This window comes from Streptomyces sp. NPDC048291 (assembly GCF_043201715.1).
GTDB lineage: Bacteria > Actinomycetota > Actinomycetes > Streptomycetales > Streptomycetaceae > Streptomyces.
Genome location: NZ_JBICZC010000007.1, coordinates 380,042 through 403,284, shown reverse-complemented (window position 1 = coordinate 403,284; position 23,243 = coordinate 380,042). Strand labels below are relative to the sequence as shown.

The 23,243-nt window shown below is 71.5% G+C and carries 20 protein-coding genes and 1 pseudogene; 9 read left to right on the top strand and 12 right to left on the bottom strand.

Features of this window, described 5'->3' with window-relative positions; genetic code table 11:
- Positions 1 to 106: 106 nt before the first annotated feature.
- The 5 genes from ACGF5O_RS21315 to ACGF5O_RS21295 all read right to left on the bottom strand — a co-directional run bounded on the left by ACGF5O_RS21315 (position 107) and on the right by ACGF5O_RS21295 (position 5,866).
- Positions 107 to 1,750 carry an FAD-binding protein gene (locus tag ACGF5O_RS21315; RefSeq protein WP_393811412.1) on the bottom strand — a complete coding sequence of 548 codons (1,644 nt, stop codon included), beginning with the start codon at positions 1,748 to 1,750 and terminating at the stop codon, positions 107 to 109.
- A gap of 88 nt (positions 1,751 to 1,838) precedes the next feature.
- On the bottom strand, positions 1,839 to 2,213 hold the full coding sequence (locus tag ACGF5O_RS21310; RefSeq protein ID WP_089102071.1) for a nuclear transport factor 2 family protein: 375 nt from the start codon (positions 2,211 to 2,213) through the stop codon (positions 1,839 to 1,841).
- Positions 2,214 to 2,318: 105 nt separating this feature from the next.
- On the bottom strand, positions 2,319 to 3,524 hold the full coding sequence (locus ACGF5O_RS21305) for an MFS transporter (protein ID WP_393811411.1): 1,206 nt from the start codon (positions 3,522 to 3,524) through the stop codon (positions 2,319 to 2,321).
- Positions 3,525 to 3,716: 192 nt separating this feature from the next.
- On the bottom strand, positions 3,717 to 4,889 hold the full coding sequence (locus tag ACGF5O_RS21300; protein ID WP_393811410.1) for a low temperature requirement protein A: 1,173 nt from the start codon (positions 4,887 to 4,889) through the stop codon (positions 3,717 to 3,719).
- Positions 4,890 to 5,026: 137 nt separating this feature from the next.
- Positions 5,027 to 5,866: a hypothetical protein gene (locus ACGF5O_RS21295; RefSeq protein WP_393811409.1), complete on the bottom strand. Its 840-nt coding sequence runs from the start codon at positions 5,864 to 5,866 to the stop codon at positions 5,027 to 5,029.
- 74 nt (positions 5,867 to 5,940) lie between these two features.
- Here ACGF5O_RS21295 and ACGF5O_RS21290 point away from each other — a divergent pair, with 74 nt between their 5' ends.
- Together ACGF5O_RS21290 and ACGF5O_RS21285 are read left to right on the top strand one after the other, a co-directional pair.
- Entirely contained in the window at positions 5,941 to 6,729 is a 789-nt protein-coding gene (locus ACGF5O_RS21290) for an SDR family oxidoreductase (protein WP_393811408.1), read from the top strand.
- Positions 6,730 to 6,947: 218 nt separating this feature from the next.
- A complete protein-coding gene (locus tag ACGF5O_RS21285; protein WP_393811407.1) occupies positions 6,948 to 8,528 on the top strand; it encodes a sodium:solute symporter family protein in 1,581 nt (526 codons plus the stop codon).
- 158 nt (positions 8,529 to 8,686) lie between these two features.
- On the opposite strand, the gene ACGF5O_RS21280 is transcribed toward ACGF5O_RS21285, so the two are convergent.
- A complete protein-coding gene (locus tag ACGF5O_RS21280; RefSeq protein ID WP_393811406.1) occupies positions 8,687 to 9,799 on the bottom strand; it encodes an ADP-ribosylglycohydrolase family protein in 1,113 nt (370 codons plus the stop codon).
- 290 nt (positions 9,800 to 10,089) lie between these two features.
- On the bottom strand, positions 10,090 to 10,506 hold the full coding sequence (locus ACGF5O_RS21275) for an ATP-binding protein (protein WP_362601661.1): 417 nt from the start codon (positions 10,504 to 10,506) through the stop codon (positions 10,090 to 10,092).
- A 113-nt stretch (positions 10,507 to 10,619) separates the two neighbouring features.
- On the opposite strand from ACGF5O_RS21275, the gene ACGF5O_RS21270 reads away from it, so the two are divergent.
- Together ACGF5O_RS21270 and ACGF5O_RS21265 are read left to right on the top strand one after the other, a co-directional pair.
- Positions 10,620 to 11,432 carry a helix-turn-helix transcriptional regulator gene (locus ACGF5O_RS21270; protein WP_393811405.1) on the top strand — a complete coding sequence of 271 codons (813 nt, stop codon included), beginning with the start codon at positions 10,620 to 10,622 and terminating at the stop codon, positions 11,430 to 11,432.
- Entirely contained in the window at positions 11,429 to 11,614 is a 186-nt protein-coding gene (locus ACGF5O_RS21265; RefSeq protein ID WP_362601667.1) for a DUF397 domain-containing protein, read from the top strand. The genes ACGF5O_RS21270 and ACGF5O_RS21265 overlap by 4 nt, the downstream gene beginning before the upstream one ends.
- A 110-nt stretch (positions 11,615 to 11,724) precedes the next feature.
- On the opposite strand, the gene ACGF5O_RS21260 is transcribed toward ACGF5O_RS21265, so the two are convergent.
- Together ACGF5O_RS21260 and ACGF5O_RS21255 are read right to left on the bottom strand one after the other, a co-directional pair.
- Positions 11,725 to 12,273 (bottom strand): DUF1062 domain-containing protein, encoded by a 549-nt coding sequence (locus ACGF5O_RS21260; RefSeq protein WP_393811404.1) that lies wholly within the window; start codon positions 12,271 to 12,273, stop codon positions 11,725 to 11,727.
- A 187-nt stretch (positions 12,274 to 12,460) separates the two neighbouring features.
- Positions 12,461 to 14,875 (bottom strand): tetratricopeptide repeat protein, encoded by a 2,415-nt coding sequence (locus ACGF5O_RS21255; RefSeq protein ID WP_393811403.1) that lies wholly within the window; start codon positions 14,873 to 14,875, stop codon positions 12,461 to 12,463.
- A 201-nt stretch (positions 14,876 to 15,076) separates the two neighbouring features.
- Between ACGF5O_RS21255 and ACGF5O_RS21250 the strand changes: the two genes are divergently transcribed.
- From ACGF5O_RS21250 to ACGF5O_RS21235, 4 genes and pseudogenes are all read left to right on the top strand, one after another.
- Positions 15,077 to 15,478, top strand: a complete 402-nt coding sequence (locus tag ACGF5O_RS21250; RefSeq protein WP_393811402.1) for a hypothetical protein — start codon at positions 15,077 to 15,079, stop codon at positions 15,476 to 15,478.
- A gap of 137 nt (positions 15,479 to 15,615) precedes the next feature.
- Positions 15,616 to 17,097: an FAD-dependent monooxygenase gene (locus tag ACGF5O_RS21245; RefSeq protein WP_393811401.1), complete on the top strand. Its 1,482-nt coding sequence runs from the start codon at positions 15,616 to 15,618 to the stop codon at positions 17,095 to 17,097.
- 189 nt (positions 17,098 to 17,286) lie between these two features.
- A pseudogene (locus tag ACGF5O_RS21240) lies at positions 17,287 to 18,106 on the top strand (alpha/beta fold hydrolase); the annotation flags it as partial.
- Between the two features lie 55 nt (positions 18,107 to 18,161).
- Positions 18,162 to 19,877 (top strand): ATP-binding cassette domain-containing protein, encoded by a 1,716-nt coding sequence (locus ACGF5O_RS21235; RefSeq protein WP_393811400.1) that lies wholly within the window; start codon positions 18,162 to 18,164, stop codon positions 19,875 to 19,877.
- A gap of 40 nt (positions 19,878 to 19,917) precedes the next feature.
- On the opposite strand, the gene ACGF5O_RS21230 is transcribed toward ACGF5O_RS21235, so the two are convergent.
- Entirely contained in the window at positions 19,918 to 21,336 is a 1,419-nt protein-coding gene (locus ACGF5O_RS21230) for an aminotransferase class V-fold PLP-dependent enzyme (protein WP_393811399.1), read from the bottom strand.
- A gap of 138 nt (positions 21,337 to 21,474) precedes the next feature.
- On the opposite strand from ACGF5O_RS21230, the gene ACGF5O_RS21225 reads away from it, so the two are divergent.
- A complete protein-coding gene (locus ACGF5O_RS21225; RefSeq protein ID WP_393811398.1) occupies positions 21,475 to 21,984 on the top strand; it encodes a DUF2165 domain-containing protein in 510 nt (169 codons plus the stop codon).
- Between the two features lie 7 nt (positions 21,985 to 21,991).
- Here ACGF5O_RS21225 and ACGF5O_RS21220 read toward each other — a convergent pair whose 3' ends face one another.
- Both ACGF5O_RS21220 and ACGF5O_RS21215 read right to left on the bottom strand, forming a co-directional pair.
- On the bottom strand, positions 21,992 to 22,444 hold the full coding sequence (locus ACGF5O_RS21220) for a hypothetical protein (RefSeq protein ID WP_393811397.1): 453 nt from the start codon (positions 22,442 to 22,444) through the stop codon (positions 21,992 to 21,994).
- A gap of 176 nt (positions 22,445 to 22,620) precedes the next feature.
- Entirely contained in the window at positions 22,621 to 23,193 is a 573-nt protein-coding gene (locus ACGF5O_RS21215) for a hypothetical protein (protein WP_393811396.1), read from the bottom strand.
- Positions 23,194 to 23,243: the final 50 nt, after the last annotated feature.

The window sequence follows — 23,243 nt, the reverse complement described above, 5'->3', positions numbered from 1 at the left end:
CCGGCCCGCACGGCACGAGCCCCCGCTTCGCGGGGGCTCGTTCATGTTCCGGTGAGTTTGTCGACTGCCGCGCCGTCGTGGCTGTTCGCGCAGTTCCCCGCGCCCCTTACGGGGCGACCGACAGCCGGTGGTGGAAGACGTTGCGCGGGTCCCAGGCGGCCTTCACGGCCTGTAGCCGGGGCAGGTTGTCCTTGAAGTAGAGGCTCTGCCAGGACACGCCCGAGGTGTTCCAGGCCGGGTCGGTGAGGTCGGTGTCCGGGTAGTTGATGTACGAGCCGTCGTTGGTGTCGTCCGGCACGGGCACCCCGCCGGTGGCCGCGTACAGGTCCCGGTAGAGGTTCCGCATCCAGGTGACGTGCCGGTCGTCGGAGGCGGCGTCCGGCCAGTACGTCGTGAAGTTGGCCTTCAGGACCGAGTCCCGCTGGGCGAGCGCGGTGGCCGAGGAGGCGACGGTGTTGACCTTGCCGCCGTAGGAGTAGAGCAGGATCCCGGCGTGCCCGTCGTAGCCGGCGTCGGAGAGGTGGCCGTAGAGCGTCGAGGCCTGCGCGGCGGACCAGCCCTTGCGCAGGTAGGCGCCCTTGGACTTGGTCCGGTTGTACAGGCCGGTGTCGTAGGGGTCCTTGAGCGTGGTCTTCATCCACGGCCAGGACGAGCGGACCTCGGCGTACGGCGCCCCGATGCCGCCGGCCACCGCCGTGACGTACGCGTCGAGCAGCGTGGCCGCGTCCGGAAGGGTGCCGTCGATCTGGGAGTTGAGCACCAGGCTGCCCTGGACCCGGTTGTAGAGGATGAGCACGCTGTGCAGGCTGTCGTAGGCGGACCCGGCGACACTGTTGCGGGCGTGCCAGGCCCCGTGGTCCGCGATGAGCGCGGTGAAGGCGGCCTCGGTCAGGTCGCTCCACTTGATGGTGACCGTGGACTTCAGGAGCGTCTTCGGAGGCCGGGGCAGCAGTCCTGCCGGGTCGGTGCCGGTGGCGTCCGGGGAGCGGAACCAGTAGCGGGTGACGATGCCGAACGTGCCGCCGCCCCCGCCGGTGTGCGCCCACCACAGCTCGCGGTGCGGGTCGTCCGGCTCCCGGGTGGCGACCACCGCGCGGGCGGTGCCGGACGCGTCCACCGTCACCACCTCCACGGCGTACAGGTGGTCCACGACCGCGCCGTGCTGCCGGCACATCGCGCCGTACCCGCCGCCGGTGACGTGCCCGCCGACCCCGACGGTCGGACAGGTGCCGCCCGGCAGCGCCACGCCCCACTCCAGGTACAGCGTCCGGTAGACATGGCCGAGCGTGGCGCCGCCCTCGACGAGGAAGGCCCGGCGCGCCGGGTCGTAACGCACCGCGTCCATCTCGGACATGTCGACGAGTATCCGTACGTCCGGGTCGTCGACGAGCCCGTCCAGGCAGTGCCCGCCGCCGCGCACCCCGATCCGTCTGCCGTCCCGCACGGCCTCCTGGACGACGGCCACCACCTGCTGGGTGCTGTGCACGAGCCGCACGGAGTCGGGGGCGGCGGTGAATCTCGCGTTGTAACCGCGCGAGGTGAGGTCGAGATAGCGGGCGTCGGAGGCGCCGACGGTGACCGCGGCGGGGGCACCGGCCGTCGCCTCCGCGGCGTGGGCGGGAGCCGGGAGCAGGGCCGCACCGGCCCCGGCGGCAACCGCGGTGCCGAGGAGTCCGCGCCGGGTGAGCCCGTCGGCCGCCGGCCGCTGCTCTGACTGCTGCTGTCGTGGCTGTCGTGACTGTCGTGTCACAGGTGTCTCCTGATCGGTTGGGAAACGGCCACCGCCCGGGAGGCTGGGAGCCTCCCGGGCGGCAGGGGGGAGCCGGCGGACAGGGTGGTCAGACGACCTCGTGCCCGCTGACGGTGGTCTCCGGAATCTCGTCGCGGACGTCCCAGTGCTCGACGATCAGTCCCTCGTCGATCCGGAACACCTCCACGACGACCATGCCGCGGTCGTCCGGGTCGCCGCGGAACCGGGTGTGCAGGAAGACCAGGTCTCCCGACCCGGCCGCACGGCGGATCTCGAACCGGGCCCGCGGGTACTGCTTGTGGAACCCGTCGACGAACTCCACCAGCGGGGCCCGCCCGTCCGGCAGGTTCGGGTTGTGCTGGATGAGATCCTCGGCCAGGTACTTGTCGGCCAGCTCGGTCCGCCCCTGGTTCCAGACGGTCTCGATGTACTCCCGGACGAAGTTCACCTGGTGGCTGCTCATGGGTTCTCCTTCACTGAATGGACTGGCTTTGGTGCAGCGCCCCTTTGGGGGCGCGGGGAACTGCGCGACCAGCCCCCACGGCGCGGCAGACGACCGACCGGCCGCCTAACTGCTGTGCACGGGCGAGGTCGCGGACCGATCCGCACCGGCCACCGCCGCAGCGGCGACCTGCCGAACCGAGGACAGATGGGCGAGCCCCGCCAGCACGAGGACACCGAGGGCCGCCCACGGAATCGGCCCGGAGCCCAGGTCCGGCAGGAGGCTGCTGCCGATGAAGCTGCCGAGGCTCATCCCCAGGTACAGCGCCGCGGCGTTCATCGCGAGGATCAGCCCCGGCTGCAACGGCACCAGCTCCACCAGCCGCGCCTGCTGCGGCGCCTGGTACATCTGGCTGAAGAACGCCCAGAACGCGAAGAAGACCACCCCGGGCGCGGAGTGCGGAGCGACCAGCAGCAGCACGAACCCGAGCGCGAGCCCGAGCACCGCGACGCTCACCGTGCGCCCGCCGCCCAGCCGCTCGGCGATCCGCGGCGCGCACGCGTTGCCCGCCACCCCGATGACGCCGAAGGCGAGCAGGGTGAGCGAGATCAGCCCGGAGGACGCGCCGAAGCGGTCCTTCAGGTAGGCGCCCGCGATGCCGTAGACGGTGAACTGGGCGGCCATGAACAGCAGCGTCGTGGTGACCGTCGCCGCGGTGGCAGGCGTGCGCATCGCCGCGCGGTAGGCGCCGACGGTCGGCGGTTCACCGGCCGGGATCTCCGGGACGAACACCAGGACCGCGACGAAGGAGAGCGCCGACAGCGCGGCCACGCCGAGCAGCGCCGGGCGCCAGCCCAGCGAGCCGCCGAGGAACGAGGCGAGCGGGACGCCGAGCACCGCGGCGGCCGTCATGCCGCCGAACACCGTGGCGAGGGCCCGCTGCCGGCGCTCGGGCGGCACGATCAGCGCGCCGGCCGCCGAGGCGCCGGGCCCGAAGACCGCGGCCCCCATCGCGCCGAGCACCCGGGTGACGGTGAGGAAGCCGTAGTTCGGCGCGAGGGCGCCGAGGGCCGCGCCGACGGTGAGCAGGCCGATGCCCACGAGCAGCACCCGCTTGCGGTTCCACCGGCGCAGCAGGATGGGGGCGGTGGGTGCGCAGACCGCGAAGGTCAGCGCGAAGACGGTGACCAGGATGCCCACCGTGGCCGGCTGGACGTGCAGGTCGTCGCCGATCGGGCCGTTCAGGCCGACGACCGCCAGCGAGATCGTCCCGAGGCTGAAGTAGCCAAGTGACAGGGAGAGCAGGCCGGGTAAGGCGCTGCGGGACGGCATCAAGCCACCTCCTCTTCCTCTTCGTCATCGGTGCCGGAAAGGCGGGAGCCGGAAGGTTCCATACAGCGAACCTAGAAACGCTCCGCGTCCCGCCGAGACCGCTCCGGAAGCCCGTCGGGCACTCCCCCAGGTCCGTCGCCCTACTACGTCAGGTCGTCGTAGGGCCGTCGCAGAGCCGCCGTCGGGTCGTCGTCAGGCCGTGCCGAAGGCCCGGTTGCGCAGGATCAGCGGTACCTGTCGGCCGGTGCTGATCAGCCAGTGCTCGACGGCGTTGACCAGCAGGAGCAGCACGGTGGTGACGGCGAGGGTGGCCACGCCCGGGATCCGCCAGAACGGCAGGGCGAGGGCGAGCAGGGCGAGGCCGCAGTAGAACCGGGTGGCGGACGCGGCGCCGAACATGCGGCGCCGGGTGTAGCAGAACGCCAGCATGAACAGGGCGGCGCCGGACGGCAGCAGGGCGGCGCTCAGTCCGTCCGGGGTGTGCAGGGGGTGGCGGACGGTGCGGGTGGCGCCGACGGAGACCAGCAACAGCCCGACGACCAGGACGAGATGGCCGTAGCTGAGCACGTCGCGGACGACGATCGACGGGGTCGGGTGGGTGCGCAGGGCGTGGGCGACGGCCGAGGCGACCAGGTGGAAGTAGAGCCACCACAGGGCGCAGCCGACCAGGAAGGCGAGGACGAGGGCGATCAGTTCGGCCGGGGCGAGCGAGCCGTGGGCGGCGCCGGCGCCGACGGCGAAGACGTTCTCCCCGAGGGCGATCATCACGAACAGGCCGAAGCGTTCGGGCAGATGGTTGACGCCGAATGCCAACTGGCGCAGGTGGCCGCTGAGTACGACGGGTGCGGCGACCTCGGCGAGGACGGCGCAGGCCCAGCAGACCTCGCGCCAGGGCGCCGGGACGGTTGCGCAGGCGAACAGGACGAGGGCGAAGGCGAGTCCGGCCCGGTAGGGGTGGATGGTGTAGAGGGCGCACTCCTTGCGGATCGCCTCCCCGATCAGCAGGCGCAGGGCGAGGTAGCTTCCGGAGTACAGCAGGGCCGCCTCCCGGTCCTGGAGGGCGAGCGGGGCGGCCACCGCCATGCCGTAGACGGCGAGCGCGGTCAGCAGCAGGAACACCCGCTGCAGGTTGGTCTCCAGCACGGCGTTCATCGCCATGACCACGTCCACCCAGGCCCACCAGAGCGGGACCAGCACGAGCAGGCATTCTCCCAGCACCGGCCAGCTCGGGTGCACGGCCATCGGGTGGGCGACCTGGCCCACGCCGAACGCGAGGACCAGGTCGAAGAAGAGCTCCGCCCAGGTGGTGCGGTCACGCGCCGGAACGGCAGGAACGGTCGTCGTCGCTGCGGTTGCGTCGGTCATTTCTGTATGGGGACACGGCCCCCGCCCGGCGCCCGCGCGCGGTGGAAACCCGGCGCGTACTGCGCGAAGTCACGGCGCCTGATGTCGGAACTCGGCCGCCCGGAGGCGGCCGGGACGGCCGGAACACGTCTCCCGGCTCAGCGCAGCTCCGCGACGTACCGGTCGGTGCCCGGCACGGTCGGTACGAACGGCGCGACCAGCTCGACCCGCCCGAGACCCGACCCGGCGACCTCCTCGTCCAGGCCGGTGAAGCGGTCGTCCCAGCACTCCCGCGGGTCGGCCTCCAGGAACCAGAGCAGGGTCAGCCGGGTGTCCACCCCCTCCACCTGCTTCACGTACGTCATCCGGTCGCCGGGCAGCGGGGTCGGCCGGAAGAGGGTCACCATGGCGCAGGGTGAACCCGCCAGCTTCTTCGGCAGGTGCCGTCCGCGCAACCACTCCACCAGTTCGGCCCGTTGCTCGGCCGACTCGCTGTCGAGGACCTCCACCACGAGTCCCGCGTAGGGGTGGTCGAGGGCGTGGAAGTCGCGTGGACCTGCGGCCCCGTCCCGGTACACGGTGGCCTCGTGGTCCTGGAACGCGGTGAAGACGTGGGTGCGGTCCTGGTAGACCCGGGCGTCCCGGTTCAGCCGCCTGTTGATGGCGACCGTCCACTTCATGTGGTCGGCGTAGCGGCCGTCGGTGATCCAGTACGTGGAGATGTAGCACCCGGCGGTCACCGGCTGGGCGACGGCCGACTTCTCGGGGTAGCGCAGGAGTTGCAGGTCCCGGGTGGCGACCCAGCGGCGCCCGGCGTACATCCAGGGCATGGCCATGGCGCCCGCGTAGTAGTGGTCGTCCTCGTACCAGCGGTTGTAGGCGTACTCGTGCCCGGGGTGCGGTTCGACCATGGTGATGAGGGCGTGGCCCGGGTGGACGCCGTACGGGCCCACGGCGGCGAGTTCGGCGTAGACGTCACTGCGGGTGTCGTCGCTCATGCGGTTCCCCTTTCCGGTGGTCGCCCATACTCTGACGCTCCGTCAGATAAAGCGCCAGGGTTCAGGAGGCTTCCATGTCGCTGCTCGCGGGCAAGACCGTCGTCGTCTCGGGAGTCGGCGCCGGGCTCGGGCACCAGGTCGCGGCGGCCGTCGTACGGGACGGCGGGAACGCGGTGCTGGGCGCGCGGACCGAGGCGAACCTCGCGAAGAGCGCGGCCGGGATCGATCCGGAGGGCACCAGGACCGCGTACCTGCCCACCGACATCACCGACGAGGGGCAGTGCGCGGCGCTGGCCGCGCTGGCCCGGGAGCGGTTCGGCGGGATCGACGCGGTGGTCCAGGTGGCCGCGTGGGACTCCTACTTCGGCGGGGTCGAGGACGCCGACTTCGCCACCTGGGCCTCGGTGATCGACGTGAACCTGCTGGGGACGCTGCGGATGACCCGGGCGTGCCTGCCGGGGATGAGGGCGGCGGGCGGCGGTTCGGTCGTCTTCATCGGGACGCAGTCGGCGGTCGCCGCGCCCACGCAGGTGAAGCAGGCCGCGTACGCCGCGTCCAAGGGGGCGCTGACCAGCGCGATGTACGGGCTGGCGCGGGAGCTCGGGCCGTACCGGATCCGGGTCAACACCGTGCTGCCGGGCTGGATGTGGGGGCCGCCGGTGCAGGCGTACGTCCAGTTCACCGCGCACACGGAAGGGGTGCCGGAGGACGAGGTGCTGGGCCGGCTGACCGGGCGGATGGCGCTGCCGGAGCTGGCGACGGACGGGGACGTGGCGGACGCGGCGGTGTTCCTGGCGTCGGACCGGGCGCGAGCCATCACGGGCCAGTCGCTGCTGGTCAACGCGGGGGAGCTGATGCGCTGAGGGGCGATTTCCGGACCATCGCCTGGTTCATATTCATGAATCAAGGTCAGGAAGACGAACGATTTTACTTTCCCTTGGCCTTACGCCCGCTTGTCGTGCCCTCGTAAAGGAACCCACGATGAGCGGGCACTTCGCGGCCTTCCCCGTCCCCGCTCCGCTTATGCGAAGTGCCAGCCAGCTGAGCGGAGTTCAGTAGGCGGACCCTGGAAGGGGGGCGCATGAACGGGCTCGACTGGGCCGTGCTCATCGGCTACTTCGGTGTGATGGTCGCGATCGGCGTCTGGTCGCACAAACGCGTGGACAACGTCAGTGACTTCTTCACCGCGGGCGGCAAGATGCCCTGGTGGCTGTCCGGCATCTCGCACCACATGTCGGGCTACAGCGCGGTGATGTTCACCGGGTACGCGGGCATCGCCTACACCTACGGCGTGACGTCGTTCGTCACCTGGTCCTTCCCGATCGCGCTGGGCATCGCGATCGGCTCGAAACTCTTCGCCCCGCGCGTCAACCGCCTGCGCTCCCGCCTGCACGTGGCGTCCCCCCTCGAATACCTGAAGAACCGGTACAACCTCTCCACCCAGCAGGCGCTGGCCTGGTCCGGCATGCTGCTGAAGATCGTGGACGTGGCCGCGAAGTGGGCGGCGATCGCCACCCTGCTGTCGGTGTTCACCGGGGTCTCCCTCAACCAGGGCATCCTGATCACCGGCGCGATCACCGCGGTCTACTGCACGATCGGCGGCCTGTGGGCGGACGCGCTCACCGAGCTCGGCCAGTTCGTCATCCAGCTCCTGGCCGGCATCTCCATGTTCGTGGCCGTCGTCCTCAAGCTGAACGACAAAGGCATCGGCTTCTTCGACGCCTGGAACCAGCCGGCCCTGCACGGCCACGGCAAACCGCTCGTCGGCCCCTACGGCACGGTCTTCCTCCTCGCGTTCCTCTTCATCAAGCTCTTCGAGTACAACGGCGGCATGCTCAACCAGGCCCAGCGCTACATGGCGACGGGCAGCCCGAGGGAGGCCGAGCGCAGCGCCCGCCTGTCCGCCGCCCTCTGGCTGGTCTGGCCGGTCGTCCTCTTCTTCCCGATGTGGATGTCGCCGCTCCTGGTCCACGCCCAGAAGCCGGACGGCTCCGACTCCTACGGCCTGATGACCGAACAGCTCCTCCCGCACGGCCTGCTGGGCCTGGTCATCGTCGGCTTCTTCTCCCACACGATGGCGATGTGCTCCTCCGACGCCAACGCGATCGCGGCCGTCTTCACCCGTGACGTGGCCCCGGTCGTCTCGCAGCGGGCGCGGGCGTGGAACGAACGCTCGGGCCTGATCGCGGCCCGCGTCACCACGGTCGTCTTCCTGGGCCTGTCCATGACGGTGGCCACCCAGATCAACTCCCCCACCTTCAAGGACATCATCACCGTGGTCATCAAGTGGGTGGCCGGTCTGATGGGCCCGATCGCGATCCCGATGATGCTGGGCCTGCTCCGCCCCTTCCGCCGCTCCGGCCCGACGGCCGCGCTCACCAGCTGGGCGGCGGGCCTGTTCGCCTTCTGGCTGGTCAACTATCCGATCAACTGGAACGTGGACGGCGGCGTCCCCCTCCAGTACCAGGTCTCGGTCCCGCTGGCCGTCTCCCTGGTCCTCTACATCCTCATCGGCTACCTGAAGCCGGAGGACACCCCGGAACGCCTCGCGGTCATCGAGACCGTCAACACGGACGGCGACAGCACGGCCGCGGCGATCCCGGTCCCGGCCCAGGCACCGGCGGGCGGCGGCGACACCCTGGAGTCACCGGCCAAGGACTGACCGGCTCCGCCGGGACGGCGTCATCCCGTCACGTCGAGGTGCGGCAGCCCCCGCCTCGCGCCTCGGGAACGTCGTCCCGGAAGCCGATCCGGGAATCACCAGGTCCGAGATCCATGAGCGGGGCCACCCGGCAGCCGGCAGCCGGCACCCGGCAGGCGCTAACGCGGGTAGCGCGCCAGCCACCCCGGTGACGCGCCCACCGGGCTGTGCAGGGCCGGTCCCTGGGTCATCTCCATCGCGAAGTCGTCGGCGAGTTCGAGGACGGTCTGGCGGCCCTCCACTTCGGTCACCCAGGCCGGCGGGAGGGCCGTCTCGCCGTGCAGGGCACCGAGCAGGCCGCCGGTGAGGGCGCCCGCGACGGCGGAGGGACCGGCCTGGTTCACGGCGAGGCACAGCCCGTGCCGTACGTCCTCGCCGACGAGGGCGCAGTACACCGCCGCGGCCAGCATCCCGTCCGCCGCCCCGTCCCCGGTCAGCTCCTCGACCCGGCCCGGGGAGGGCATCCCCTGCCGTACGGCGCCGAGCGCGTGCTGGAGCGCGTCGGAGACGGGCTGATGGCCGGGCCGGGCCGCGAGCAGGGCCAGCGTCCGCTGCACGGCGCCGTCCAGCGAGTCCCCCCGGGCCAGCGCGTGCACGATCACCGCGTACGCGCCCGCCGACAGACAGGCGGTCGGATGCCCGTGCGTCTGCGCCGCGCACTCCACGGCCAGCTGTACGACGAGCTGCGGCTCCCAGCCGACGAGCAGCCCGAACGGAGCCGACCGGGCGACGGCCTCCGGCCCCATGTCGTCCGGGTTCTTCGGCGCCTCCAGCGTCCCCATCCGCTCGTCGCCGAGCCCGAGCAGCAGCGCGCGGGTGGGTTCCCGGCGCGCGTACAGCCACTCCTCCCGGGCGAGCCACCCGTCCTCCGCCCGCCGCTCGTCCGGCCCCCAGTCCCGCTGGGTGGCCGCCCATCGCAGATAGGCCCGGTGCAGGTCGGTGGGCGGATGCCAGGCTCCCGTGTCCCTGCGCACCTGGGCTCTTATCAGCCCGTCCACGGTGAAGAGGGTGAGCTGCGTGTGGTGGGTCACGGTCCCGCGCCGCCCGTACCCGAACCCGAGATCGACCAGCCCCTCGGGCCCGTAGGCCGCCCGTATCTCCTCCAGCGTCAGCCCGTCCACGGGCCCGCCGAGCGCGTCTCCCACGGCCGTACCGAGGAGCGTCCCGCGCACCCTGCTCCGGAAGTCCTGCTGCTCGACCCGGCCCCAGACGGCACCCAACGTCGCACTCACCACCATGACCTCCTCACGGGCACCGTCCGTACATACGAGCGCTCAGCACTGTAATCGACCGGGAACGGTCCGTTCAGAGGACAGTTAGGTATGCGAAGTGTGGGTTGTGTGGTCCCGAGTGGGCGGCTTTCGGCCAGGTAGGGACGGTCAGGACGAAAAAGGGGTCAGCCGTGCCACGTGATGTTGCAGACGTAGACGCACTCGTGGCGTGGTACCGGCAGAAAGCTCATGAACCCGCGCCCACCGAAGAGGTCGAACCGACGCAGCCCACCCTCTCGGGAGCCGCCGGGTCATGGGCCGTCACGTCCCGGTGCCAGCTCGGCCCACACGACCTTGCATCCGGCCGGGGCCGGGTCCACGCCCCAACGCTCCGTATACGCCTCGACGATCAGCAGACCGCGCCCCGACTCCGCGTCGGCGGCCACCGGGGCGTGGACGCACGGCACTCGGTCGCCCCGGGCGTCGGTCACCTCGATACGGAGGGCTCCGCCGGGATGCAGCCGCAGCCCCAGCCGGAAGTCCCGTCCCGCGACGCGTCCGTGCAGCACGGCGTTGGACGCCAGCTCGGCCACGACCCGTGTCGCGGACTCGTGCGACAGCCCCCAGTCGTCCAGTTGGCGTTCCGTGAGCAGTCGCGCGAGCCGGGCGCCTCTGCGGGTCGCGGACAGCTGGACCGTGAAGTGGCGCGTGAGGGATTTCTGGGTCATGTCACCCAGCGTGGTCAACCCTCCCTACTCTGAACAGTGATGAACCCGGCACAGAGCGTGACTGTCCGGGCGTCGGGCGATGTCGTACGGGTGGTACGTCGGAGGGAGCGGGCGTGGAGGACGAGGAGGCCGAGGCCGTACTCAGGGCGGTCGGGCGGCAGATCAAGGTGTGGCGGGAGGCCGCCGGGATGCGGCAGGCGGAACTCGGTGCGGTCATCGGGTACAGCGAGGAGATGGTGTCCGCGGTGGAGCGGGGGCGCCGGATCCCCAAGCCGGACTTCCTGGAGAAGGCGGACGAGGTGCTGGGGGCAGCCGGAAAGCTCGCGTCCATGAAGGAGGACGTGGAGAGGGCTCGGTATCCGAAGAAGGTTCGGGATCTGGCCAAGCTGGAAGACGAGGCGGTCGAACTCGGGGCGTACGCCAACCACAACATGCACGGCCTGCTCCAGACGGAGGAGTACGCGAGGGCGCTGTTCGCCATGCGGCGGCCCGCATACCCGGAGGACGAGCTGGGACGTCAGGTCGCCGCCCGTGTGGCACGCCGCCGCGTCTTCGAACGGGTGCCCCCGCCGCTCCTCACCTTCGTCCAGGAAGAGGTGACGCTACGTCGACCGATCGGGGGGAGAATGGTGCTTCGCCACCAGCTCGAACATCTGCTGGAACTCGGTAAGTTGAGGAACGTGGAAATCCAGGTGATGCCCACGGACCGTGAGGACCACGCCGGCATGGCCGGTCCGATTCGGCTGCTCAAGCTCCAGGACGGCAAGACCCTCGGGCACTCCGAAGCCCAGCTGCACAGTCGTGTGATCAGTGATCCCCGGGAAGTCCAGATCCTGGATATGCGCTATGGAATGATCCGGGCGCAAGCTCTCCCGCCACGGGAGTCACTGGCCTTCATCGAGAAAGTGCTGGGAGAAGAAACATGACCCCCAACGCGCTGAACTGGTTCAAGAGCACCTACAGCAGCAACGACGGCCCGGACTGCGTCGAGATCGCGATAGCCCCCGCCACCGTCCACGTCCGTGACTCCAAGGACAAGGACAGGGCCACGCTCGCCTTCGCCGGCGCCTCTTGGGTCGGGTTCGTGCGGGAGATCTCCCGTCCGTGACCGGCGGTCTGGACGTGAGTGCTCTGACGATCGATGTCACGATGACCGTCATGGCGTTCCTGGGCCTGTCCGGCGGATGATGCCGGACAGGCCGGTGGTCCCGGGAGGACTCAGCGCTTGAGCGTGAAGGTGAAGTCGCCGGAGAGCCTGCCGGTCAGCCGGACCGCCGAAACGAGCTTCCCCTCCGTGATCAGTCGCTCGACCCGGGCCCGTGAAAGACCGCAACCGTCGGCGATCAGTCGTACCGGCCGGACGGGGATCGGCGCCGCGAAGCGGACCGAGACCTCGATCACCTCGTGGTCCAGGTGATCCGATCCGCTGGTGTCGAGGCGCCAGGCCTCGTCCCAGTCGAGGGCGATGCGGTTGCGGCGCCGCAGGAGCGGATCCTGGAGCAACTCGGCTGCCAGGGCCGGGTCGTTGTCGTGCATCCGGTCCAGCAGTTCGGGCTGTACGGAGCGGACGTTCATCCGCTCCAGGACCGTGAGTTTCGCCGTGTCCCCGCAGACGGTGCAGAGCACGAGGAGCCAGGCGTCGAGGAGTTTGTGGTGTGCGTTGACACGGAACTTGCCGTTCGCCCGGAAGCGCTCGGACGCGCACGCGTGGCAGCGGCGGAGAACGGTCGGCAGGCAGGTGGGCATGACCACCCAGCTATTGAGCACAGAAGTACACCGGTTTCAGTGAGAAATCCGCAGCAAAAAGGAGCGCGGCGCATGTGCGCGGCGCGCGACAGATCAGCTCTCGGGAGGTCTCACACGGTGTACAACGGCACGTCCTTGCCTGGACGACTTGGCTGGGCAGCACGGTAACGGCGCACGGCGGCGCCGCTCCACCGGTTTTCGAGCGCCGTCACGTCATCGGTCCGCCGGGCAGGCGCTGGTCCCCCTCGCCGAGCCGGAGCCGTATCCGGGCCCGCGTCGACCTCGCCCACTCGAAGTCGGGTTCCAGCTCGATGGCCCGGTCGAGGTCGGTCAACGCCTCCTCGGTGCGGCCCAGTTCGTGGAGGGCCGCGCCGCGGCCGGCGAGGGCGGACGGGTAGTCGGGGAGCAGGGCGGCAGCCCGGGTGAGTTCGGTGACCGCGTCCGCGAAGCGGCCCGCACGGCGGTAGGCGTCGCCGCGCTCGGAGGCGAGCCAGGCTCGGTCGGGCGCGCGCCGGACCGCCTCGTCGAGGTCGGCGAAGGCCTCGGCCCACTCACCCCGGGCGCCGCGCAGTCGTGACCTGCGTACCCGCGCCCACAGATGCCCGGGGTTGAGGCTCAGCGCGCGGTCGAAATCGGCGAGGGCCGCGTCGTACTGCTCCAGCGCGTGTCGGCACACCCCCCGGGAGGCCAGGGTGCTCGCGTCGGCCGGTTCCAGGGCGACGGCCCGGTCGAGGTCGCCCAGCGCCTCGGTGAACCGGCCGGCCAGTCGGTGGGTCTCGCCCCGGGCCGCGATGAACAGCGCGTTGTCGGGGGCGAGTTCGTCCGCGCGGTTCAGGTCGGCGAGGGCGCCGTCGAGGTCGTGCAGGGCCCGGCGGCACAGGCCACGGCCGTAGTGGGCCGTCGGCCGCTCCGGGTCCAGTTCGATCGCCCGGTCGTACTCGGCCAGGGAGCGGCCGTAGTCTCCGGCCTTGAAGAATTCCAGACCCCGGACGGCATGGGCCAGCGCCCGGCCGGCGCTGTCCAGGTCGGGCCGGGTCAGCAGCAGGTCCATGGCCTCGGTCACGCCGTCGGTGAGGGCCCGGCCCAGGCGGCGGCCCCAGTCCCGTACGGCCGGGGCGTCGGCGGTGACGCCCGCTTCCGCCACCATGGCCGCCCAGCGGCGGCCGACCGCCGGATCCGCGGCGCAGGCCGGCAGGAGGGTGCTCAGCGCTTCCGGCAGAGCGGTCTGCGGCCGAGCGCACAACCGGTGGTACGTCTCCTCAAGGAGGAGTTCGCGCCATGGCTGGTGGTCCCATTCGGTGCCGGGGCGCAGGCCGTTCGCCGCCTCCTCGCGCCAGCCGGCGTAGGCCTCCGCGAGTCTCTCGTGCTCCCGTGTCCAGCCGCGTGGCGAGTGCCGTCGGCGCAGTCGGAGCATCGCGTCGCGGACCAGGTCGTGGTAGGTCAGCCGGTCGGGGCGCTCGGTCACGAACGGCAGGCGGCGCAGCCAGTCGTAGAGCGCGTCGGCGTCCTCGGCCGGGCAGTCCACGGCGGTCCGGAAGACGTCCAGGTCCAGGCGGCGGGGCAGGGCGCAGGCGAGGGCCACGGACCGGCGGGCCGGATCGGGCTCCCACTTCAGGAAGCGTTCCACGGCGGTGGCGCTGGGGTCGCCCACGTCGTCCGGGCCGGTGGGGCGCTGTTCGGCCAGGGCGGTGACGAGCACGGGCAGGCCGCCGGTGAGCCGCAGGACCTCGGCGACCACCGGCTCGTCCCGAACTCCCTTGTCCGCGAGCAGCCCGCGGGCCTCCGCCTCCGTGAACGGGCCGAGCGGCAGGTCGGTCCTGAAGTCCGCGAAGCTGCCCCAGCGAGCGGTGTCGAAGGGGTGCTGGCCGGAGGTGACCACGACGATGTTGGCGGGGAGGGCGCCGTAGCGGTCGGTGGTCATCATGTCGTGCAGCCAGGGGTCGAGGAACGGGCCGGTGCGCTCGTAGGTGTCCAGGAGGAGGACGATCCAGGGGGCGGTGCCGGCCGCGCCGGCCAGTTCGCCGAGCAGCACCGGGGTCAGCACCATCTCGGGGGACAGGACCAGTTGGGCGTCCTCCTGGCTGCGGAAGCGGGCCCGGAGCCGGTCGACACCCTCGGCGAGGCGGTCCGTGTCCAGGGCGGCGGCGAAGGCACCGGCCACCGGGACCATCCCGAGTCCCACCTGCGCGGCCCGTGTCATCGCCAGGCTGCCCGCCGACGGCCCCTCCGGCTCCGCCGGATCGCCCATCACCAGGGCGGCCTCCGCCTCGTGCCGCCGCTCCCGGTGGGCGGCCAGGAGTCTCTCCAGCTCCTTGAAGCGCCGCCCCTGGGCGACGAACTGGCGTGCAATCGTCGCCATCGCCTCGGGCACGCTGCCCGCACCCTCGTCGACGTACGCGGTCAGTGCCCCCGCCTCCCGGGCGACCTGCTCCAACTCCCGTACCAGAAAGGTCTTCCCGACCCCGGCGTCACCGTGCACGTGGAAGAGGAACCGGTGCCGCTCGTCCTCGGGCGCCAGGTCGAGGTTGCGCCGGAACGCCGCCCGCTCCTCGGCCCGCCCGACGAACCCGGCCCTCCGCCGCCGCCCGATCAGCTCCTGCATCGACGGCCGCGTCGACCCCATCCACGCCTCCCCCGCAGTCGGCCCACAGTGAGTCTGGCAGAGGCCGCTGTGTCCGGAGAGAGCCGCCGCGGTCGACGACTTGGCGGGGACTCGATCACTGGCCGGTTTTGGCCTCTTGCCCGGGGCTTCTGATGACTTCTACTTTTTGAGCGACTGCTCAAAATCTGTCTCCCGGACGTCTTCGAACGAAGGAAAGAAGACATGACCAGCAACGGACGTGCCTGGCTGCTCTTCACGGGATGGCTCCTGACGGGAGCCTGCTATCTGCTCGCCCTCCTCACCGCGCTGTCGGTCGGGATCTTCATCCTTCCGATCGCCGTGGCCGGTACGGTCGTGCTGGCCACGCGCCGGGACGCCCCTCGGGGCCTGCCCGGCCTGCTGTCAGGTGCGAGCCTGCCGCTGTCCCTGCTCGCCTACCTCAATCGGCACGGCCCCGGCACCTACTGCACCACCTCGGCCGGCGGCAGCAGTTGCACCGAGGGCCTGCTCAACCCTTGGCTCCTTCTGGCTGCCGGCCTGCTCGCCCTCGGCGCAGGACCCGCACTGTTCCTCAAGATCCAACGACGACCGGTGAACAGGGCCGCGCCGATCCCCTCCGAGTAGTCCGCACGCCCAGGCCGTCGTAGCCGAAGGGGACCGCTCCCGGACAGCTCCCGGTGATCGCCGGGAGCAGCGGCGGTGATCGGGTTCAGTGCTTCCTCGCCGTGCGGGGGCCTCGGAACGGGCCGACACTCGGGAGTGTGAGCTCAGCGGATACCGACGTCCTGGTGGTCGGGGCCGGCCCGACCGGCCTCCTCCTCGCGGGCGACCTCGCCAAGGCCGGAGTCGCTGTCACGTTGCTGGAGCGACGCGATCACGAATCCAACCTGAGCCGGGCCTTCAGTCTGCACGCGCGGACCCTGGAACAGCTCGACGCCCGGGGCCTGGCCGACGAACTGCTCCGGATCGGCACGCCCACCCGGGCATTGCATCCGTTCGGCCGCCTCAGCATCGACTTCTCCAGGCTGCGCACGCGTTTTCCCTTCATCCTCACCATTCCCCAGTGGCAGGTCGAACGGTCCCTGCTGCGCCGGACCGAGGAAGCGGGAGCCACCATCCTCCGTGGGGTCCGGGTGACCGGGCTGCGGCAGGACCCGGAAGGCGTCGACGTGGACGTACGTCATCCGGACGGCACCACGGCCGTACTCCGAGGCCGTTACATGGTCGGTGCGGACGGCGCGGGCAGCACCGTCCGGCAGAGCCTGGGTACGCCGTTCCCCGGCAAATCGGCCATCAGCTCCGTGATGCTGGCGGACGTACTGCTCGACCGCGCACCGGACGAGATCTTCAACTTCAGCTCGAACGACCAGGGTTTCACCTTCTTCGCGCCGTTCGGGGACGGCTGGTACCGGATCATCGGCTGGGACCGGCACCGGCAGCTGCCCGACGACGCGCCGGTCACCTTGGAGGATGTCCGGGACATCACGGAACGCACGGTCGGCGACGACCTCGGGATGCACGACGCGCGGTGGCTCTCCCGGTTCCACAGCGACGAGCGCCAGGTACCCCGCTACCGGCAGGGAAGGGTGTTCCTCGCGGGCGACGCCGCGCACATCCACTCGCCCGCCGGCGGCATGGGCATGAACACCGGGATGCAGGACGCGGCGAACCTCGGCTGGAAACTGGCGGCCGTCCTGAAGGGCTGGGCCGGTGACGCGCTGCTGGACAGCTACCACGCGGAGCGCCACCCGGTGGGGCGCATGGTGCTGCATGTCAGTCACGCACTGCTCTCGGCGGTGACCACAGGGTCGGCTCTGGTCCGTGCGCTGCGGGCCGCTCTGGCCACCGTCGTGCACGGGCTGGTCGTGGTGGAGGCGCAGGCGGCACGTGGTATCTCCGGCATCGGGATCGCCTACCGTGCGCCCAGTGGTTCGCATCCGCTCGCCGGCCGCCGGATACCGGATCTCCGCCTGTCGGAGAAGCCGGCTCGGCTCTATGAGGCCTTGCGGGAGGGCAAGTTCGTGCTGGTGGGGCGCGATGTCGCTGCGGTCGCCGCGCCGTGGGCGGAGCGGGTGGTGACGGCCTACCCGGCGGCCGGGCTGCGCCCGACCGTACTGGTCCGGCCCGACGGTTACGCCGCGTGGGCGGCCGAGGACCCGGACCCGGAGGACGTACGACGGGCCCTGACGCGCTGGCTGGGCATGGTCGGCCGAGGCGGTCGGGACGGCCGTCAGGCGCCGTGACCGGCCACCCGGCGCCGCTCCCCGCCACCGCCGCCCGCCCACCACCACCCGCCGCCCGCCCATCGCCATCCGCCCACCGCCGCCGTCCGCCCGGCGCCGTCCGCCCACCGCGCCTTGTCGGGACGCCGCGCGTAGGGTGAAAAACATGACGCTCTCGCCAAGTTCCGGACAAGTGCTGGAGGAGCGATCATGGCTTTTGCCACCGCCAAGGACGGCACTCAGATCTACTTCAAGGACCGGGGGGCGGGGCAGCCGGTGGTGTTCTCCCACGGCTGGCCGCTGACCGCGGACGCGTGGGATCCGCAGCTGAAGCTGATGGCGGACAACGGCTTCCGGGCCGTGGCCCACGACCGGCGCGGGGCGGGCGCTCCGGCCAGCCCCGGGACGGGAACGAGCTGGACACGGACGCCGACGACCTGGCGTCGGTCATCGAGACCCTCGACCTTCGGGACGTGATCCTGGCCGGCACTCGACCGGCGGCGGGGAGGTCACCCGCTACATCGGCCGGCACGGCACGAGCCGGGTCGCCAAGGCGGTCCTGCTCGGCGCGATCCCCCCGTTGATGCTGAAGACGGAAGCGAACCCGGAGGGGCTGCCGATCGATGTCTTCGACGGGCTACGGCAGGGCGTGCTCACGGACCGTTCCCAGTTCTACAAGGACCTCAGCGCCCCGTTCTACGGTGCCAACCGTGACAGTTCGAAGGTCTCTCAGGGGACCCGAGACGAGTTCTGGCTCTGGAGTATGACGGTGGGCATCAAGGGGGCCTACGACTGCATCAAGGCGTTCTCCGAGACCGACCTCACCGAGGACCTCGGGACGATCGACGTCCCCACCCTGATCGTGCACGGCGACGACGACCAGATCGTCCCCATCGTGGCGTCCGCGGAGAAGTCGTCGCAGCTCGTCAAGGACGCCGTCCTCAAGGTCTACGCGGGTGCCCCGCACGGCCTGGCGATGGTCCCCGAGTTCGCGGACCGCTTCGACGCCGACCTCCTCGAATTCGCCCGCGGCCGAGTCGCCCGCGCCACGGACGGATCCGGCCCCGGCCTGACATGCTGCCCTCATGTCGACGCCACCCCCGCACCCCCGCGCATCCGTCGAGACACCCCGCCCGTCCGCCAACGGCCTGCGGCTGCAGGCGCGTCGGGTGAGCCGGGACGTCCGCGGGGCGGGGCGGGTGCTGAACGGGATATCGGTCGACGTGCCGCCCGGACAGCTCACGGTGATCGCCGGGAGCAGCGGCGCCGGCAAGACCGTGCTGTTGCAGACGCTGGCCGGGCTGAGCGCTCCGACCGAGGGCGAGGTGCTGCACGACGGGACGCAACCCGGGCCGCCGGGGCCGGAGTTCGGGTTCGTGCCGCAGGAGGACATCATCCACCGCGAGCTGCCGCTGCGCCGCACGCTGGTGTACGCGGCGGGGCTGCGGATGCCTCCGGGGACGCCGGCCGAGACCGTGCTCGAAACCGTCGAGCAGGTGCTGGACACGCTCGGACTGGCAGAGCGGGCGGGGACTCCGGTGCGTGCGCTGAGCGGTGGCGAACGCAAACGGGCCAGTATCGCGGTCGAGTTGCTCACCCGTCCCCGGGTGCTCTTCCTCGACGAGCCGACGTCCGGGCTCGACCCGGTCACGGGCGCGGCCCTGCTGCGGACCCTGCGGACGCTCGCCGAGGACGGCACCACCGTCGTGCTGACCACGCATGTCCTCGCCGATCTGCTCCGCGCCGACCAGGTCGTGTTCCTCTCCGCGGGCGGCGAGGTCGCGTACGCGGGCGCACCGGCCGCCCTGTTGGAGGCCTTCGGGGCCGGCAGCGTGGAGCAGGTGTACGAGGCGGTGGCGGGCGGCGCGCGCGTCGAAGGGGCCGGACGCGCCGTGCCCGAGGACGTGAACTCCCCTGCGGCCAAGCCGTCTTCGCGGCGGCCGAAGCGGGTCGGCGTCCTGCGCCAGTGGGCGCTGCTGACCCGGCGCGGTACCGCGCTGCTGCTGCACAACCGGCTCTCGGTGGCCGTCCTCGCGGGCTCGCCGGTGATGATCGTCGCGATGTTCGCGGTGCTGTTCCGGGCCGGCGCGTTCGATCCGGCGGCACCGGATCCGGGCTCCTCGGCGATGATCACGTTCTGGATCGCGTTCGGCGCGTTCTTCTTCGGGCTGACCTACGGCCTGCTGCAGATCTGCACCGAGCTGCCGGTCCTGCGCCGGGAGTGGCTCGCGGGGCTGCGGATCGGCCCGTACGTCGCCTCGAAGCTGACGACCATGCTGCCGGTGCTCGCGGTCGCGGACGGGCTGTTGCTGCTGGTGCTGCGCGCCCTCGACCGGCTGCCCGCGGCGGGCTGGGACACCTACGGCTCGCTGTTCGCGTCGAGCGTGCTGGCCTCGGCCGCCGCCCTCGCGCTCGGGCTGCTCGCCTCGGCGGCGGTGTCGGAGCCGGGGCAGGCGACGCTGATGCTGCCGTTGCTCTGCTTCCCCCAGGTGCTGTTCTCGGGCGCCTTCGTGCCGGTGCCCCGGATGACGGTGGCCGGGAAGGCCATCAGCTCTGTGATGACCAATCGCTGGGCGTTCGAGGCGCTGGGCAGCGGGGTGGGCCTTGAGCCGCTGTGGCGGGCGGGCCGCTCTCCGCTCGGCCCGCCGCTGCTGGCGTCGTACGGGGACTCGTTCGGGCATCCGGCGAAGCGCGGCTGGGTGATCCTGGCGGGCTTCGCGCTGGTGTTCCTGTGCTGGACGTGGACGGTTCTGCGGCACAAGTGCCGGGACGGCGCGGAGCGGAGCCGGGCGGGGCGGTGAACCCCGGCGGGACGGGCGGGACGGGCGGGACGGCACCGGCTCAGCAGCTCTCCCGCGCGGCCAGTCCGGCTGTCGTCGGCACCCGGTCCCGGTAGGTCTCCGTCAGGAACGCCAGTAGCGTCTCGATGTCCCTGGGCTGGGACGCCACGCCCAGGGAGACCCGGACGGCACCCGCCGACGGCAGCTCAAGCAGCTCCAAGTACTCGTCCAGTGAGTCGACTTGCGTGCCCGCCGCCGAGCGCAGCCGGGTCGGCGGCAGGTCGAACGCCTCCTCTCCGGCGCCCGGATTGCAGAAGCAGCCCGTGCGCAGGGATATGCCGTGGGCGGCGCTGTCGCGCGTGACGACGCGTTCGTCGACGATCCGGCCGTCCGCCCCGAGCACGTTCAGCGCGACCGTGCCGCCGCGGTCCGCGTCGGTACCGTCCACGGTGGCACGATCGGTACCGTGCACGGCGGCGCGGTCGGTGCCGTACACGCGCACCAGCGGGGAGCCGTCGCTGTGCCGCAACGCCGTCAGTCCGGTGAGGAGTTGCGCGGTGAGCGCGGTGACGTGGGCGTGCACGCGGTCCATGCCGATGCCGTCGATCCAGGCGAGTCCGGCGGTCACGTCCGGCAGGGAGAGGAAGTTGACGGTGCCGTCCTCGAAGGCGGCCTCGTCGGCGGCGAGGACGTGCCACTGGGCCTGGGCGCTGACGGCGTGGACGGTGCCGCCCGAGAACCACGGGCGGCGCAGCCTGGCGAGGGCCGAACGGCGGGCGATCAGACTGCCGACGCCGGTGGGGTGCCCGAAGACCTTGTACCAGCTGACGGCGGTGAAGTCCGGGTGGTGGCGGCTCAGGTCCAGCACGTTGGCCGGCGCGAAGGCCGCCGCGTCAAGCAGCACGTCGTAGCCGTGCGCCTGGGCGGCGGCGATCCAGTCCAGCGAGTGCCGGACACCCGTGAAGTTGCTCTGCGCCGGATAGGCGAACAGGCCGCCGGGGCCCCCGCGCGGGCCGGCCGCGGACAGGGCGGCGAACAGCCGCCTCTCGTCGATGCGCAGACCCGGTACGTACACGGTCGCCGCTCCCCGCGCCCGCGCGTACTCCCGCAGCCCGTTGACCGAGTTGTGGTTGTCGAGCGACATCACGAGCCTGCCGCCCCGGCTGAACGGGTACGCCTCGCCGACCAGCCGCAGGGCGCCGGTGGCGTTGGGGGTGAAGATCACGGCGTATTCGTCGGGGTCGGCGTTGAAGTGGCGGAGCACCGCCTGCCGGGCCTCGGCCAGCAGGAGCCCGGAGGCGCGGGAGGCCGGGCTCTCGGAGTGCGGGTTGCCGAACAGTCCGCCGGTGATCCGCCGGGCGCTGCCCATGACGAGGGAGCGCGGGGGAAGCCCGGCTCCGGTGTGGTCCAGGTAGGTGTGCCCGCCCTCGTCGAGATAGCCGAACTCGCGCGTCCGCAACTCCGCGAAGTCGTCGTCCACGAGGCCCCCTTCGCACTGCACACTTCGCACGAGACATCGACCAAGGTACCCGTGTACGAGGGGTCGGCCACGGCGGCAGGCCGCGCGGCGACCCGTGAACAGGGGGTGTAAACGGCCGGGTCGGGGAAGGACGGTGACATGTCCACCTCCCACGCGCCTCGTGCGCTTTCGCTTGCCGCTGCCGTTCTGACCGGAACGGTCGCCCTCTACATCGCCCTCGTCGCTTTCGGGAACATCACCGACTTCGGCACCAACCAGGCCTTCGTCCAGCACGTGCTGGCCATGGACACGACGTTCAAGGACGACGACCTGATGTGGCGGGCCATCACGAACAAGGGACTGGAGAACACCGCCTACATCCTCATCATCGCGTGGGAGACGCTGGCCGCGCTCGTGCTGATCGCCGGAACCGTGCTGTGGTTCCGGCGCGACAACGCGCGGGCGCGTCAACTGTCCACCTACGGGCTGCTGATGCTCGTGCTGCTCTTCGGTGCCGGGTTCATCGGGATCGGCGGCGAGTGGTTCTCCATGTGGCAGTCCAAGACGTGGAACGGGCTGGACGCCGCGACCCGGGTGCTGGTGCTGACCGGGGTCGCCCTGGTGGTCGTCCAGTTGACCCACTCGGACGGTCAACACGCCGACGGCTGACGCCTGTTCATTCGTGCGCCTCGACCAGTTCCTGGGTCCCGGTCACCGTGTCGTCGGCATGCTCGGCCAGCCGGACCACCAGGAGATGGCCGGTGTCGGCCGGCGCGGTCACCGCGTACGCCCGGCCCCCGTTCAGTCCCGGCGCCTTGAAGACCACGCGGGACCCGAACGCCCCGGCGGCGCGATCGCACCCCAGGGCCTTGGTGCGGCCGAACGGGTCCCGGTCGTGGCCGCTGGCGTCGACCTCGTAGTCGACCTTCCTGTTGTCGGGTCTGCTCTCGGTTCCGATGTTCATGGTGACCCACGCATGGACCGGCACATCCGTGCAGACGGCGATCTCGCTCACCGCTTCGGGATCGGGATCGCCGTTGCCCACGGAGCACGCGGCCAGCGTGGCCAGCCCCCCGAGCGCGGCGGCGAGCACCGTCACCGACCGGCGCGGGCGAACGAGTGGAACCATGAAGACCTCCCGGTACGTGAACGGCACGGCACGCCGCACGGGAGGGAAGACGTCGTGGTGGGGCTCGGGGTTTCCGTTGCGATGCCTGACGACGGCGGGGCTCGGGCCGGGCAAGGAGCGTCTTCGCGCAACCCGCCGCCCGCCCGGCCGCAGCTCACGATCTCGACGGGCCACGGCTACTTGACGACGGTCACCTTGGTGTTCGGCTCCGTGCCGAACGTCCACAGGGCCGCGCCGTCCGCCTTGTGCATGCGGATGCCGCTGGTCTGCTTGCCGGCCGCGGCGGGCGGCGGGGAGGAGCCGTCGACCGCGTTGGAGAAGGCGATCGACAGGCCCGACCCGGACGCGAAGTAGAGGACGTGCTCGATCTGGACGCCGTCCGAGCCGGTCGTCGCCGAGAGGGTCCTGCCGATGGTGTACGTGCCGGGCGCGGGGCCCACCGTGCCCGGCCACACCGGGAAGGTGCGGGTCGCCTTGCCGCTCGCGTCGACCGTCCACACCCGCTTGTCCCCGACCGAGTAGACGATCCGGCGGCCGGAGCCGGAGGCCGCCGGCACCGCGGGGGCCTTCGTCGGGGCCGGTGACGCGGAGGGGTGGGCGCCCGCCGACGCGCTCGCCGACGGGCGGACCGCCGCGGCCGTGGGGTGGGGCCCCTTGTCGGCCTGGAGGGCGAGGAAGACGACGGCCGCCGTCGCCCCCGCCGTCAGACCGGTGACCCAGACCCAGGAGGGCAGCAGTCGGGCAGCCACGGGTACGCATCTCCTCCGCTGTGAGCGCTCTGAGGCCCCCTGCCGCTTCG